12 protein-coding genes are annotated in these 15,423 nt (G+C 62.8%); 4 read left to right on the top strand and 8 right to left on the bottom strand.

The window, feature by feature from the left end; translation table 11 throughout:
• Nucleotide 1: 1 nt before the first annotated feature.
• The 8 genes from ACWCIA_RS19955 to ACWCIA_RS19920 all read right to left on the bottom strand — a co-directional run bounded on the left by ACWCIA_RS19955 (nucleotide 2) and on the right by ACWCIA_RS19920 (nucleotide 11,513).
• Nucleotides 2-1,345 carry a sigma-54-dependent transcriptional regulator gene (locus ACWCIA_RS19955; protein ID WP_454166120.1) on the bottom strand — a complete coding sequence of 448 codons (1,344 nt, stop codon included), beginning with the start codon at nucleotides 1,343-1,345 and terminating at the stop codon, nucleotides 2-4.
• A gap of 30 nt (nucleotides 1,346-1,375) precedes the next feature.
• Nucleotides 1,376-2,608 carry an ABC transporter permease gene (locus ACWCIA_RS19950; RefSeq protein WP_454166118.1) on the bottom strand — a complete coding sequence of 411 codons (1,233 nt, stop codon included), beginning with the start codon at nucleotides 2,606-2,608 and terminating at the stop codon, nucleotides 1,376-1,378.
• A gap of 18 nt (nucleotides 2,609-2,626) precedes the next feature.
• Entirely contained in the window at nucleotides 2,627-3,937 is a 1,311-nt protein-coding gene (locus tag ACWCIA_RS19945) for an ABC transporter permease (protein WP_454166116.1), read from the bottom strand.
• A gap of 10 nt (nucleotides 3,938-3,947) precedes the next feature.
• Nucleotides 3,948-4,670, bottom strand: coding sequence for an ABC transporter ATP-binding protein (locus ACWCIA_RS19940; RefSeq protein WP_454166114.1), 723 nt, complete (start codon nucleotides 4,668-4,670; stop codon nucleotides 3,948-3,950).
• 33 nt (nucleotides 4,671-4,703) lie between these two features.
• Entirely contained in the window at nucleotides 4,704-5,972 is a 1,269-nt protein-coding gene (locus ACWCIA_RS19935; RefSeq protein ID WP_454166112.1) for an efflux RND transporter periplasmic adaptor subunit, read from the bottom strand.
• Nucleotides 5,973-6,335: 363 nt separating this feature from the next.
• Entirely contained in the window at nucleotides 6,336-8,129 is a 1,794-nt protein-coding gene (locus tag ACWCIA_RS19930) for a YbhB/YbcL family Raf kinase inhibitor-like protein (RefSeq protein ID WP_454166110.1), read from the bottom strand.
• A 280-nt stretch (nucleotides 8,130-8,409) separates the two neighbouring features.
• Nucleotides 8,410-9,585 carry an FRG domain-containing protein gene (locus ACWCIA_RS19925; protein ID WP_454166108.1) on the bottom strand — a complete coding sequence of 392 codons (1,176 nt, stop codon included), beginning with the start codon at nucleotides 9,583-9,585 and terminating at the stop codon, nucleotides 8,410-8,412.
• Between the two features lie 122 nt (nucleotides 9,586-9,707).
• Nucleotides 9,708-11,513, bottom strand: coding sequence for a phosphoethanolamine transferase (locus ACWCIA_RS19920; protein WP_454166106.1), 1,806 nt, complete (start codon nucleotides 11,511-11,513; stop codon nucleotides 9,708-9,710).
• A 355-nt stretch (nucleotides 11,514-11,868) separates the two neighbouring features.
• On the opposite strand from ACWCIA_RS19920, the gene rpsL reads away from it, so the two are divergent.
• From rpsL to ACWCIA_RS19900, 4 genes are all read left to right on the top strand, one after another.
• The gene (rpsL, locus tag ACWCIA_RS19915) at nucleotides 11,869-12,255 is read left to right on the top strand and encodes a 30S ribosomal protein S12 (protein WP_056336781.1); all 387 of its coding nucleotides are present in this window, start codon (nucleotides 11,869-11,871) and stop codon (nucleotides 12,253-12,255) included.
• Between the two features lie 135 nt (nucleotides 12,256-12,390).
• Complete coding sequence (gene rpsG / locus ACWCIA_RS19910; protein WP_454166104.1) at nucleotides 12,391-12,861, top strand: 30S ribosomal protein S7; 471 nt, start codon at nucleotides 12,391-12,393, stop codon at nucleotides 12,859-12,861.
• A gap of 118 nt (nucleotides 12,862-12,979) precedes the next feature.
• Complete coding sequence (gene fusA, locus ACWCIA_RS19905) at nucleotides 12,980-15,085, top strand: elongation factor G (protein WP_454166102.1); 2,106 nt, start codon at nucleotides 12,980-12,982, stop codon at nucleotides 15,083-15,085.
• Nucleotides 15,086-15,179: 94 nt separating this feature from the next.
• The coding region (locus ACWCIA_RS19900; RefSeq protein WP_229515617.1) for a GTP-binding protein at nucleotides 15,180-15,423 on the top strand (244 nt) is incomplete at its 3' end.

Raw genomic sequence — 15,423 nt, 5'->3', positions numbered from 1 at the left:
ATTACGGACGCTCGATGCCCAGGCGCTCCATGCGGCGGTACAGGGCCTGGCGCGACAGCCCGAGTTCGGCGGCCGCCTGCGAGACCACGCCGCCGGCACGCGCCAGCGCGGCGGCGATCGCCTCGCGGTCGGGTTCCGCCTCCAGGGCCAGCGGCTGCGCCTGCGCCGGGGCGGCCGGCAGGCCGAGGTCGGGTGCGCGGATGGTGTCGCCCTGGGCCAGCAGGTTGGCGCGCGCCATCACGTTTTTCAGTTCGCGCACATTGCCGGGCCAGGCGTGTGCCAGCAGCGCGCGCTCGGCGCCCGGATCGAAACGCTTGCCGGGCGCGAGGAAGCTGGCGGCCAGCGGCAGGATGTCGAGCGGGCGCGCAGCCAGCGGCGGCAGGCGCAGCTCGATCACATTCAAACGGTAGAACAAGTCTTCGCGGAAGCTGCCGGCGCGGATCATCGCGGCCAGGTCCGCATTCGTGGCGCTGACCACCCGCACCTTCACCTGCCGCTCGCGGTTCGAGCCGAGCCGCTCGAAACGCCCCGTCTCCAGCACGCGCAGCAGTTTCATCTGGCCGGCGGGCGGCAGGTTGCCGATCTCGTCGAGGAACAGCGTGCCGCCGTCGGCCGCCTCGAATTTTCCTTCGCGCGCGCGGGTGGCGCCCGTGTAGGCGCCGGCTTCGGCCCCGAACAGCTCGGCCTCGATCAGCTCCGAGGGCAGGGCGCCGCAGTTCAGCACCACGAAGGGGCCGCTGGCGACTTGCGAATTGGCCTGGATGATCTCGGCGATGCGTTCCTTGCCGGTGCCGTTGGGGCCCGTAATCAACACCGGGACATCGGCGCGCGCCACCTGGCAGGCCAGCTGCAGCACGCGCTCGGTGGCCGGGTCGGCCCAGACCAGGCCGCGCAGGTCGTACTGCGTTTCCAGCTCGCGCCGTTCGCGCCGCTCGCGGCCCACGCGCTGCAGCAGCGCGCGGTTGGCCTGGCCCAGTTCGATCAGGTTCGTCACGGTGGCCAGCAGGCGCTCGTCGTTCCAGGGCTTGGGCAGGTAGTCGGCCGCTCCGGCCTTGACCAGGTCGACCGCCGCATCCAGGTGGGTCCAGGCGGTCAGCAGGATGACAGGCAGATCCGGGTACAGCGACCGGATCTGCCGAAATAACGCCACGCCTTCCTCGCCCGAGGTGGTGTCGGCCGTGAAGTTCATGTCCTGGATCACCAGGTCGACGCTCTCGCGCGCCAGCAGCGCCAGCCCTTCCTCGGGCGAAGCCGCATGCAGGGCCGCGATGTCGTGCAGGGAGAACAGCACGTCGAGGGCGATGCCGACGGCGGCGTTGTCGTCAATGATGAGTACGGTAGGCATGGGCGTCAGGATAACATCGCTCCGTTGCTATCAGGCACTGCGGGTTGCCAGCGCCGGCGAAATACTCGCCGCGCGCCAGGCCGGGCCGTACACCGCGATCACGCCCAGCGACCAGAACACGACGCCGCCGGCCACCAGGTATTCGAGCGGCAGTCTCGCCATCTCCAGCTTGCTCACCAGGAGCTGGTTCAGCGCCACCCCGAGCAGCACGCCGCCGACCACGCCGGCGCTGGTGATCATGAAGTTCTCGGTGACGAAGTAGCGCAGGATATCCGAACGCTTCGCACCGAGCGCGCGCCGTACGCCGATCTGCTTGCGGCGCTGGGTGACCCACAGGCTGGCCATGCCGACGATGCCGCTGGCCGTGATCAGGAGCAGCAGCACGCTGACCGTGACCAGCATCCACGACAGCGCCAGGTCGGCGCGGTAGCGGTCCTTGCGGTATTTTTCGAGGGTGGTCGATTCCAGCACCACCGGCGTCGGCGAGGCCTTGCGCAGGGCCGCCTCGACGTCGCGTATCACGCGCTCGATCTGGCCGGGTTCGGCGCGGATGGTGTACTGCGCACCCGGGTGGTTACCGTAGATGCGCATCGGCGCGATGCTGGAGAACTCGCCGCGTTCGGTCACCTGCGCGCTCTGGGTTTGCAGGCGCTCGACCACGCCGACCACCTGCACCTCGATGGCATCTTCGCCGGTGCCGAAGTACATCGTGCGGCCGGTGGCGGGCACGCCCGGCCACAGCTTTTCAGCCAGGGCCTTGGTGATGATGACGTGACGCGGAAAGACCTCGGTGTTGGCGTCGATGTCGACGTACTCGCCCGGCAGGAAGTCGCGGCCTTCGACCAGCTTCAGGCCCCAGGTCTTGATCAGCGAATCGGGCGAGAAATAGAACGACGAGGGCGCCGATTCGTCGACCTGCTTGCGGTCGATCGCCACGCTGTTGTTCCAGCCCGACTGCGACATCGGGATCTGGTTGACGTTGGCCGCCGAGACCACGCCGGGCACGGCGCGGATCACGTCGATCTCGCGCTTCTGGGTAGCCAGCTGCTGCTCGGGGCTGCCGCTCGACAGGTTGCGCACGCTGATCGCGAACACCGATTGCTCCTCGGCGACGCCGCTCGGGCGGGCCGAGGCTTCGCGCCGCTCGCTGACGATGTGCAGCGCGTTGGCCAGGATCGCCAGGCTGAGGGCCACCTGCAGCGCGACCAGGATGGCGCCGGTCTTGTTGCGCAGGAGCGCGGACAGGATAGGACGGATTTCCATGATGTGTCTCTCTTATGTTTATTGCGACTTGAGTTGCAGGGCCGGCGTCACCTGGCAGGCGCGCCAGGTCGGCAGCAGCCCGGCCAGCACCGCGGCCAGCACCGACATCGCGAAGGTCACCGCCAGCATCGTCAGGTCCATGCGGGCGACGGCGGCCACTTCGCGGCTGCCCATCCCGATCAGGGCCAGCGCGCCGAAGGCAAGCACCAGGCCGAGCACGCCGCCGGCGAGGCCGACCACCGCGCTCTCGATCAGGAACTGGCGGAAGATCTCGCGGCGCGAGGCGCCCAGCGCACGGCGGATGCCGACTTCGGCGGCGCGCACCGAGAACTTCGCCAGCAGCAGGCCGATCGTGTTCACCAGGCACAGCAGCAGGAAGCCGAAGGCCAGCCAGGCCGACAGTTTCGTGTCCTTGCCGACCACTTCGCGCTCTTCCATCCACTCGTTGACGTTGTACAGCCCGATCGGCGCGGCGCGCTTCATGCGGCCCAGCTTGCGCTGCTCGGCGGCGTAGTTGTCGAGGTAGTTCTTCAGTTCGGCGCGGTCGGCGGCGGACTCGGTCTCGAACCAGAACTGGAACCAGGTGCATTCGGAACGCAGCGTGCCCTGGTAGCCCGGATCGGAGCGTTCGGAGCAGTTCATGCCGCCGTTATGCGTGGTTTCGTGGCGGATGGCGCTGGCCAGCGGGATGAAGAAATCCTCGCTGTCGCCGAACTGTTCGCCGCCGACCAGCTTGTAGTAGCGCGGCTGCGGGTTCCACTTGTCGATGACGCCGACGACCGTGTACGGGAAGCCCAGCAGGTTCAGGCGCTGGCTGACCGGGTTGGCCGTGCCGTACAGCTTCTCGGCGATCTCGCGGCTGAGCACGACCACGTCGGCGCCGCGCTCGTCGTCCTGCGCGCTCCAGGGCTGGCCGTGCAGGAAGGGGACGTCGAACATGGCGAAGAAGTCGCGCGTCGGCGCCAGGCCCGGCCCGATGAAGACCGGCAGTTCCTTGCGCGGCGGCTCGATCGGGCCCGCGATCCCGTACAGGCCGGTGCGCCGTACGCCCTGGCCGCTCTTCAGGAGGTTCACCACGTCCTTGTAGGTGACCTGGTTTTCGCCCAGCTTCTCGCCGGGGTTGTAGCCCTCGAGCGGAGCGACGTCGAAGATCGGCACGAACAGGCGGTCGCTCTTGTGCGGGATCGGGTCGCCCGACATCATGTGCAAAATTGTCAGGGTCGAGACGCTGGCGGCGACGCCGATGGCCAGCGTCAGCACCATCAGGGCGGTCAGCGCCGGATTGCGGCGCAGGCTGCGCACGCCGAGCTTGAAGTAATAGCTGAACATGTTGGCTCCCTTACACTGCGGTGGCGCCGGCCGCGTTGCTGACCGCGGCCAGGGTCGGGCCCTTGCGCACCAGGTCCGACACCTGGCCGTCGATGATGTGCACGTTGCGGTGGGTGCGCACGGCCAGTTCCGGGTCGTGGGTGACCATCAGGATCGTGGTGCCGGCCGCGTTGATCTCTTCCAGCAGCTCCATCACGCCGCGCGCCATCTGCGTATCGAGGTTGCCGGTCGGTTCGTCGGCGAGCAGCAGTTTCGGCGAGCCGGCCAGCGCGCGTGCGATCGCCACGCGCTGCTGCTGGCCGCCCGAGAGCTCGGCCGGGAAGTGCTTCATGCGCGAGGCCAGGCCCACCTTCGCCAGCGCGTCCTCGATGCGCTCCTTGCGTTCGGCCGCATTGAAGCCGCGGTAGCGCAGCGGCACGTCGACGTTGTCGAACAGGTTCAGGTCGGGGATCAGATTAAAACCCTGGAAGATGAAGCCGAGCTTCTCGTTGCGCAGGCGCGAACGCGCGTCGTCGTTCATGCCCTTCACGTTGACGCCGTCGAGCACATATTCTCCGCTGGTGAATTCCTCGAGCAGGCCGGCGATGTTCAGGAAGCTGGTCTTGCCCGAACCCGACGGGCCGGTGACGGTGACGAATTCGCCCTTGTTGACCTGGATCTCGAAGCCGCGCAGCGCGTGGGTCTCGATCATGTGGGTGCGGTACACCTTGGAGAGGTTGGTCATGCGCAGCATGGGATGTCCTTTCAGGAGAGGGTTTGGTTCTTGTTAGCGATTAATGGAAACGCGTGCGGCGTTTTCGAAGGTATCGGTGCCGGCGACGACGACCTTGTCGCCGGGTTTTAAGCCGGACAGGATTTCGATGGACGAGAGGCTGGTGGCGCCGAGCTGGATCGGGGTGCGCACCGCGACGCCGTTCTCGACGCGGTAGGCAAAGCGGCCGCCTTCGCTCTCGACGAACGGCCCGCGCGCCACCATCACGACATTCGGCTTTTCCTCGATCAGCAGGCGCGCCGTGACGCGCTGGCTCTGGCGCAGGCCCTTCGGCTGCTCGCCGTCGAAACGCACCCGGGCCAGCACCTGGTTCTTGACCACTTCCGGCGACAGGGCGACCAGCTTGCCCGTGGCCGTGCCCGCAGGCAGGGCGATTTCGGCCGTCATGCCGATGCCCATGTCCGAGACATAGGTTTCCGGGACCTCGAGTTCGACTTCCAGGCGCGACAGGTCGACCAGGGTCATCAGGGGCGCATTGGCCGCGACCACCATCCGGTTCTGGACGTTCAGGGTGCCGATGAAACCGTCCACCGGCGCGCGCACGGTCAGCTCGTCGACGCGGCGCTGGGCGTTCGCCATCGACAGGCGCGCACGCTCCATCTCGTTGCTCTTGGTGCGGATCGCCAGCGCCACGTCGTCGCCTTCCAGGTTCGCCGCCTGGGCCGCGTGCTTGGCGCGGATGCCGGCCGAGTTCAGCGCATCCTTCGCCTTCTGGTAGTCGATCTTGGCAATGACGCCGACCTGCGCCACGCTCTCGTAGCGTTCCAGCGTACGCTGGGCGGACAGGCGGTCGATCTCGGCGACGTCGGCCTCGCGCTGGGCCAGCAGCTTCTGTTTGCGCGACAGGATCTGCTGGCGCGCGACTTCGGCTTTCAGTTGTTCGTAGGTCGACTGCTCGCGTTTCAGGGCGTCGGACAGGTCGGGCGACTCGAGCACGGCCAGTACATCGCCTTTTTTGACGGTGTCGCCGGCCGCCACTTTCAGGTTGACGGTGGCGGGGGCGGTCGAGAACAGGGTCGGGCTGACGGCGGCGACCACGCGGCCGTTGACCGAGGCGTCGCGCACCAGCGTGCCGCGCCCGACTTCGGCGATGCGCAGGCGGCTGGCGCTGACGGAATGTTCGCTGTCGCCCCAGGCGGACAGCAGGAAGGCGGCCACGGCGGCCAGGGCCACGGCGCCGCCGATCCAGAGGGCGCGGCGTTTCAGTTGCTGTCCCGGCGGCGCGGCGACGACGGTGTCTTGATGGGATGTATCGCGGATCATGATGGTTTCGATAACGACGTGAATGCGGTCGTTGTTGCACGATCCGTGCCAGCAGCTAAGTGCTTGATTTGTTGGGGTGGACGGCAAGCGGACGGGGTGTCCGGGGTGTCCGTACGCGCAGGGGCGTACGTACGCGGACACGGGCGTGTCCGGGGTGGTGTGCGTACATCGTGGGGCTGTTGCCTGTGGCGTTATCGGTGCGCATGATCCGCGTGGGCATGAATGCCCACCCTACGGTCACCCGTAGTGGCGAGCTCATGCAAACCCCGGACCAGCTAACGTGTCTCGTAGGGTGGGCACGCCGTGCCCACGCAGATTGGAGGAACCGCTAACAGTGCAGCAGCAGCTCCACTACCGGACGCATCACTTCTGCGGCTTCTGCTTCTGCCCATACCGCCCGATCACCTCCCCCTTGCCGATCACATGCCCCTGCATGGCCTTGAGCAGCGTGTCGCGGTCCGCCCCGAACGGTACGTCGAGCATGTTGTCCAGCGCATACACCTGGAAGTGGTAGTGATGCGGGGCGTCGCCGACCGGCGGCTTCGGCCCGAAATAGCCCATCGAGCCGCGCGTGTTGCGGCCCTGGAGCACGCCGTCCGGATCGGACAGGCGCGGCTGTTCCTGCACGCCTTCGGGCACGCTGGTAATGTGCGGCGGGATGTTCCAGGCCAGCCAGTGGACAAAGGGCGTGACCGGCTTCGCGTCCGGGTCTTCCATGACGATGGCGTAGGACTTCGCGTTCGGCACTGCCTTCCACGACAGCGCCGGCGAGACACCGTCCGCGTATTCGCTGTACTTCTCGTCCATCATGCCCTGGTGGCGGAAGCTCGGCGAGGACACCGACAGGGTGCCGGCCGACTGGGTTTCGGCCCGCTTGTTTGCCAGCGGTACACCGTTGCCCTTGTTGGCCTGCTCCTTCATCGGCCCGGCCGGCGCCGTCGCGGCCGCACCGGCCGGCGGCTTGCCGCTGCCCGCGCCGTTGCCTGAGTAGGCGATACGGTAGATGACGCCGTTGCCGTCGTCCGCCATCAGCATCGATCCATCTTTCGCGAACGCGAGGCCGACCGGGCGCGCGATATGGGTCTTGCCGCCGTCGGTGAGGAAGCCGGTGACGAAGGGTTCGATCGCTTTCGGCTGGCCGTTCTCGAAGCGCACGCGCACGATCTCGTAGCCGGAGGCCGGGTTGCGGTTCCAGGAGCCGCGCATGGTGGCGAAGGCGTCGCCGCGGTACTCGGCGGGGAAGGTGCTCCGGTTGGCGAACACGAACTGCATCGGCGCCGCGTGCGCCGTATAGCCCATCACCATCGGCGTACTGCGGTCGCGCCACTGCTGCTTGGTCAGTTCGCCGACCGGCGTGCTTTGCGGGTAAATCTCGTTGGCGCCGTACACGTGCGGCCAGCCGTACTGCTTGCCGTGCTCGATCTTGTTGAGTTCTTCCTGCTGCTGGTTGTCCCCTAAAAAGTCGATGCCGTGGTCCAGGCCCCACAGCTCGCCCGTCTGCGGATGCCAGGAAAAGCCGATCAGGTTGCGCAGGCCGCTGGCGAAGATGCTGCGCTGCTTGCCGTCGAGCGAAGCGCGCAGCAGGGTCGCGTTTTCGGGATTGCTCTCGTTGCAGGTATTGCAGGTGCTGCCCACGCTGATGTAGAGCATGTTGTCCGGTCCGAAGGCGATCGTCCGGTTCGGGTGCTGGCCGGAATCGGGCAGGTCGCCAATCAGCATTTTCAATTCGCCCAGGCGGCCGTCGGGCTTGATGTCGGCGGCGAAGACTTCCTTCACCGTGATGAGGTACAGCTTGTTGTCGCGGATCGCCAGGCCATGGGCGCCGGCGCGGTTGGCCACCGTGATGGGGGCGCCGTCGGCGCGTCCATCGCCGTTCGCATCGCGCAGCAGCAGCACGTCGCCCTGGTCGCGCCGCGACAGGTAAACGTCGCCATTCGGCGCCACCGCCAGGATGCGCGCGTTCTTCAGGCCGGTGGCGAAGGGCGTAACCGTGAAGCCCGGCGGCGCCTTGATGCCGCGCATGCGCTCGGGCGTCGGGTCCACCTTGTTGGGCTTGAAGATGTTGCTGTTGATGGAGACCTGGGTGCCGTCGCCCTGCTGGGCCCAGGCGCCGGTAATGGCCATGGCCATCAGGGATGCCGCGAACGCGCGTTTCATCGTGCCTTCCTTTCTCGTCAATCGACTCGGTTGAATGTCAGTTTTTTCATCCTGACAGAGCCGGGCATGACGGTATGTGGGCAAACGAACGTAGCCGGGCTCGCTGTGCAGCGGACGCCACACATGGCCGGCAAAAAGGCGCTCTTATTTGCGCGGCAGGGGCGTCCCCTTGTCGATCACCTCGCGGCAATCGCCCTTGAAGCGGGCATCGTCGCAATCCGTCCAGCCATAGCTGTTAATATAGGTTCACGATTAATGTGGCTAAACGTAAATGCTATTTTCAGCTTTGACTTTCGGATGATCGTAATTGCTCCGTAGGAGGTTCTGGTAATGGTGCAGCTTGTGCGCTTGGTCCTCTATAAGCCATTTGATGCTTCATCATTTTGCAAACACCATCTAAGCCAGGAAACATGGTTGCGCCGGATAAGCCCATGTAATAAAGATCCTCAAGTGCCTCGGCAGCGCAATCGATCGGTATGTCGACAGCAGTAATCAATTTCTTCCCTGAATCTTTTTCGATTGAACATAGCATCGATTCTAAGTTCGCAATATTTGTTAATAAAAAACGGCCTTGTTGCGCAAGTAAGCGTGGATTTTTTCTAGGCGAAATAGAAAGATGGGAAATGTTGGGCGATGGTAGCGTAAGAGTCACGTGCGCGGGCGCATGTTTAGCTACCTCTCTGCTTAAGGCAAATATTCGCACATGCTTGTGCTTAGGTCGATTTTGCAAATTCTCTAAAGCATCCGAAAACGCAAAAAAGGCTGCAACATATGGGGAAGCGGTCCAGTCTAGTAAAGGTGTAGGCAAACCGTGATGTTGCGCTAGACCCAAAACGACCGAGAAATCATCGGCATCCCCAGGTTTAAATCTGATATCTAAATTTGCCTCAGCAAGTCCTCGAAAATGGGGAACTGTCTCATAACAAAATCTTTCGAGGCGGGCACGACCTGCCCTATGTAACGTCGATGAAAGTGCAAATTGATCGCTTCCATGGCCGCGAAAGTCCTCATATTCTCCATTCCGACGTTGATCGCCTGCCCACTTTTTAAAATCACTCCAGGTTTTTAATTTTTTAGCGCGAACTCGTAATTCAGGAGTCTTTAAAGCGAAACTTATTTCTCGCAATTCTCCGAGATGATTACGCCAAACTCCTGCAAGGTGTGCGGCTTGAACGGAAAGCTCAGCTGAATATTTCATGAGTTCCGCAAAGTTTGAAATGTGCGATGGCGCAAATAAGCCTCCACCTGCATCCAGCTCATAGAACCGTAGCGGGCGAAGTGTAAATTTTTTAGCTGAAGTCGACAATATCTCCATAAGAACACCTCCAGCCTGTATTTCAGTGCCATACCATTGAAGCATTGCTTCATTAGGGCGGTCCTGATCTCTAGTTAAAATTGCGTGAGCGCGGCCATTGGGAGTGTCAACAAAACCAAAAAGCTGGAGCGGAAGGTTCATTTGGTTGCCAATAGGTGTTGATTGATCATATATACGTTGAGAACAGTTTTTAGGGCGCTAATTTTTGTTGGCATTATTTACGTCGTAGTCTGAATTGACATCTCTCGTACTGCATCTGTGAATTACCTGCGCGGCAGCGGCGTCCCGTTCGCAATCACTTCCCGGCAATCGCCCTTCATGCGTGCGTCGTCGTAATCGGTCCAGCCATAGCTGTCCACATAACGCTTATGGGGTGCCAGCCGGCTGCTGGCGATACTGCGGTCCAGGCGTTCGCCCGGATAGCGGATGTCGCCCAGGTCGACCAGCGTATGGAACATGTTCTCCGTCGACAGGCGCGCCTTTCGGTGCGCGCGCAGCTGCGCCACCTTGTCCGGGAAGCGTTCTCCATACGTGTCCGAATACCAGGCGAAGGCGGGCACGTGGAATTCGTGCTGGTTGTTGTGGCCATGGAAGACCTGGCGGCAGGCGCCGTCGTACAGGGTCTGGCCGTGGTCGGCCACGTACATCAGCGCCGCCGCCCGGTCGTCCGCCTTGAGGCGCTCGAGCAGCTGGGCCAGGAACCAGTCGGTGTACAGGATCGAGTTGTCGTAGCTGTTGTTCAGTTGCGGCTCGATGGCGCCGTCGGTCAGCACCGGTTTCGCCACGCCCGCCAGCGAGGGCTTCCAGCGGTCGAAGGCAGCCGGGTAGCGCTGGGCGTAGTTCCAATGGCTGCCGAGCGTATGCAGGACGATCAACTTTTTCGGCGCCGGGTCCTGCAGCGCACGCCCAAAAGGCGCCAGCAGCACCTCGTCGTGGTTCGAGTGGTTGGTGAAGCCGCCCAGGTTCAGGAATTCGACCTCGTCCGCCTCCTTGGCGAACACGGACACCGGCGTGTCGAATTTGCCGAAAGAGATCTGGTTCGACAGCCAGAAGGTTTTATAGCCGGCTTCGCGGAAGGCGCTGAGGAAGGATTTTTCCGTGAACCCGTCTTTCAAACTCTGCATTGCCGGCTTGCGCGAGATGATGACCGGCACCGACAGGCGGGTGGCGGACACCGAGGTGATCAGGTCCTGTAGCGTCACCAGGTTCGCTTCCCTGGCGAGCAGGGGATTGGTGTCGCGCGCATAGCCGTTCAGGCTCCAGCGATCGAAGCGGGCCGATTCGCCCAGCACCATCACGATCACGTCCGGCGTGTTCGCGGGATCGGCCTGGACGGCGCCGAAGCGAAATGCTGCGCTGCGCTCGTGCAGGGCGGACAGGTACACGCGTTCCTTGTAGAAGTCGAGCCCGCGCACGGCCACGCCGAAGGGCCAGGAGCCGGCGAAGGCCTTGAGGTCAAAGGGCGGCTGCGCCCAGCGGGGCAGCGGCGGCAGGGTGGCGGCGGAAGCCTGGCCTGCCGTGTCGAGGCGCATCGCGTCCGCCTTTGGTGCCGCCCCGGCCTTGAGGCCATAGGCGGCCAGGGCGGCGGCCGCTGCCAGTACACCCAGCACCAGCCAGCGCGAGCGGTCGTTCCAGTCGAGGTCGCGCGTGGCGAGGGCTGCCCGGTAGCTGGCGGCCCACCAGGCGACCACGGCCACCAGCACCGCCAGCATCAGCCACACGCGCCCGCCCAGGTATTCCATGGCTTCCAGGGGGCTGGTTTCCGCCATGATGCCCAGGTGGTGGGTCGAGATGCCCTGGCCGTAATACGCATACAGGTAGAGTTCGGCCGGCAGGGCGAGGAAGGCAGGCAGCAGCAGCCAGTGGAAATACGCGGGCCGCTTGAAGAGCGCCCAGGCGCCGATCCAGGCGAACACGGCCATGCCAACGAGACGGGCAGGGGCTGCAACGGGCAGGCCCAGCGCCAGCGGGAACAGCGGCACCAGCGACAAAACCAGGTAGGTCAGCACGAGCGTCAGGTTGGCGGGGCGCAGCAGCGGTCGGATGAGAGGCGGAATGAAAGGCGGCATGCAGGACGAAGGGCCGGGGAAAGTCGGCCATTATCCGCTTATCACCGCCGGGAAAGCTATTCCTCACATGCAAGGATGCGGCTGGCATGGCTGTCAATTGTGTCACTGCTACCACAACCGTTCGCCCTTTCGACGGGGCCGCTGCCCAGAAAATCAGCAAATTGGTTGACCGCATTTTGCGAGGAGTCTATACTCGCGAGTTCTCGATTTATTCTGCACATCGCTTACGCATTCGCAGCCGCTCCTTCGGTGAGTGGCTTTCGTCGCCTCCGCTAGCGGAAACTCGGGACTAGGTTTCAGTCCCCGGGCGTCATGTCCGGGTCATCAACTGTAGTACTTTGTTGGATTAGGAACGATGCCAACCATCAATCAACTGATTCGCAAGCCGCGCGTTGCCGCGGTTGTGAAGAGCAAGTCGCCGGCACTGGAAAACTGCCCGCAAAAGCGCGGCGTGTGCACCCGTGTGTACACCACCACGCCAAAGAAGCCGAACTCGGCACTGCGTAAAGTCGCCAAAGTGCGTCTGACCAACGGTTTCGAAGTCATTTCGTACATCGGCGGTGAAGGCCACAACCTGCAGGAACACTCGGTCGTGCTGCTGCGCGGCGGTCGTGTGAAAGACTTGCCAGGTGTGCGTTACCACATGGTCCGCGGCGCACTGGATACCCAGGGCGTGAAAGACCGTAAGCAGGCTCGCTCGAAGTACGGTGCGAAGCGCGCGAAAGCTGGCGCCAAGAAGTAATCATCTGCGGTCTCGGTCATATCGAGGTCACATTTAAACGTTAAGTTGAGCCGGCCGGAAGGCCGAGTAAGTGAGTGGTCATGATGGCCCTCGCGAGTGCGGAACAAGCACTCAACTGAAGATAAAGGAATTGAAATGCCACGTCGTCGTGAAGTACCCAAGCGCGAGATCCTGCCAGATCCAAAATTCGGCAATACCGATGTCGCCAAGTTCGTCAACGTTCTGATGCTGTCCGGCAAGAAGTCGGTCGCTGAAAACATCATCTACGGTGCGTTTGAACATATCCAGTCGAAATCGGGCAAGGACCCGCTGGAAGTGTTCGCGGCCGCGATCAACAACTGCAAGCCGATGGTCGAGGTGAAATCCCGCCGCGTCGGCGGCGCCAACTACCAGGTGCCAGTGGAAGTTCGTCCGGTCCGTCGTATGGCGCTGTCCATGCGTTGGTTGCGCGAAGCCGCAAACAAGCGCAGCGAAAAATCCATGCCACAACGCCTCGGCGGTGAACTGATGGAAGCGGCTGAAATGCGCGGTGGCGCAATGAAGCGTCGTGACGAAGTGCACCGTATGGCTGAAGCGAACAAGGCGTTCTCGCACTTCCGCTTCTAATAAAAAGGCCAGCCCCCCCGGGGGTGCGGCCATGCAGTATCAGTTGTTGTTCAGGCCGGGCACATTTTGACTCCAAGATGCCGCCCGGTTTTGTCCATTCAAAGATTTAGGAAAAATTATGGCACGCAAGACCCCCATTGAGCGCTACCGCAACATCGGTATTTCCGCTCACATCGATGCTGGTAAAACCACCACCACCGAACGCGTCCTGTTCTACACCGGCGTGAACCACAAGATCGGCGAAGTGCACGACGGCGCCGCTACCATGGACTGGATGGAGCAGGAGCAGGAACGCGGCATCACCATTACCTCGGCAGCGACGACCTGCTTCTGGAAGGGTATGGCCGGTAACTTCGAGCCGCACCACATCAACATCATCGACACCCCGGGCCACGTCGACTTCACCATTGAAGTCGAGCGCTCGATGCGCGTCCTGGACGGCGCCTGCATGGTTTACTGCGCAGTCGGCGGCGTGCAGCCACAGTCGGAAACCGTGTGGCGCCAGGCTAACAAGTACAAAGTCCCGCGTCTGGCCTTCGTCAACAAGATGGACCGTACCGGTGCGAACTTCTTCAAGGTCTACGAGCAGATGCGCGCTCGCCTGAAGGCAAACCCGATTCCTCTGCAGATCCCGATCGGCGCGGAAGAGAACTTCCTGGGCGTGGTCGACCTGATCAAGATGAAAGCGATCATCTGGGACGACGCTTCGCAGGGCATGAAGTTCGACTACCGCGACATCCCGGCCGAACTGGTTGATCAAGCCAACGAATGGCACGAAAAGCTGGTCGAAACCGCCGCTGAAGCGTCGGAAGAGCTGATGAACAAGTACCTGGAAGAAGGCGAACTGTCGGAAGCCGAGATCAAGGCCGCCCTGCGCCAGCGTACCATCGCGTCGGAAATCGTCCCGATGATGTGCGGCACCGCGTTCAAGAACAAGGGCGTGCAAGCCATGCTGGATGCGGTCATCGAATACCTGCCATCGCCAGTCGACATTCCGCCAGTCGCCGGTACCGACGAGGACGACCAGCCGGTCACCCGCAAGGCTGCCGACGACGAGAAGTTCGCTGCGCTGGCATTCAAGATCATGACCGACCCGTTCGTCGGCCAGCTGATCTTCTTCCGCGTCTACTCGGGCATGGTCAATTCGGGCGACACCGTCTACAACCCGGTCAAGGGCAAGAAGGAACGTCTGGGCCGTATTCTGCAGATGCACGCGAACCAGCGCGAAGAGATCAAGGAAGTCCGCGCCGGCGACATCGCCGCCGCTGTCGGCCTGAAAGAAGCGACCACGGGCGAAACCCTGTGCGATCCTTCGGCCATCATCACGCTGGAAAAGATGGTCTTCCCTGAGCCGGTCATTCAGCAGGCTGTCGAGCCGAAGACCAAGGCCGACCAGGAAAAAATGGGCCTGGCCCTGAACCGCCTGGCACAGGAAGATCCGTCGTTCCGCGTGCGTACCGACGAAGAATCGGGCCAGACCATCATCGGTGGTATGGGCGAGCTGCACCTGGAAATTATCGTTGACCGCATGAAGCGCGAATTCGGCGTGGAAGCAACCGTCGGCAAGCCACAGGTTGCCTACCGCGAAACCATCCGCAAGGCAGTCACCGACGTCGAAGGCAAGTTCGTCAAGCAGTCGGGCGGCCGTGGTCAGTACGGTCACGCAGTCCTGTCGATCGAGCCGCAAGAGCCGGGCAAGGGCTTCGAGTTCATCGACGCCATCAAGGGCGGTGTGGTTCCACGCGAATACATCCCTGCAGTCGAGAAGGGTGTGCGCGAAACCCTGACCACCGGCGTGCTGGCTGGTTACCCGGTCGTCGACGTGAAAGTCACGCTGACCTTCGGTTCGTACCACGACGTCGACTCGAACGAGAACGCGTTCCGTATGGCCGGTTCGATGGCATTCAAGGACGGCTGCCGCAAGGCGAACCCGGTCATCCTCGAGCCGATGATGGCCGTGGAAGTGGAAACGCCGGAAGACTACGCCGGTAACGTGATGGGCGACCTGTCGTCCCGTCGCGGCATGGTGCAGGGCATGGACGAAATCCCGGGCGGCGGCGGCAAGATCATCAAGGCCGAAGTTCCGCTGTCGGAAATGTTTGGTTACTCGACCTCGCTGCGTTCGGCGACCCAGGGCCGTGCAACCTACACGATGGAATTCAAGCACTACTCGGAAGCGCCTAAGCACGTGATCGACGCAATCGTCACCGCAAAAGCCAAGTAATTCAGTAATAAAAAATCGCGTCCTGGCGCGGACCTCATGGTCCGCGCCGACGCTTAAAAACATAAATAAGTCGTTCTTTTAAAGGAAGATCAAAATGGCAAAAGGTAAATTCGAACGGACCAAGCCGCACGTCAACGTCGGCACCATCGGTCACGTTGACCACGGCAAAACCACCCTGACGGCTGCAATCGCAACCGTTCTGTCGAAGAAATTCGGCGGTGAAGCCAAGGCGTACGACCAGATCGACGCGGCTCCTGAAGAAAAGGCACGCGGCATCACCATCAACACCGCGCACGTCGAGTACGAAACGGAAAACCGTCACTACGCACACGTCGACT

It is taken from the genome of Massilia sp. SYSU DXS3249 (genome assembly GCF_053668055.1).
The sequence above is the reverse complement of the archived record's forward strand: the minus strand, read 5'-3'. Positions and strand labels throughout refer to the sequence as shown.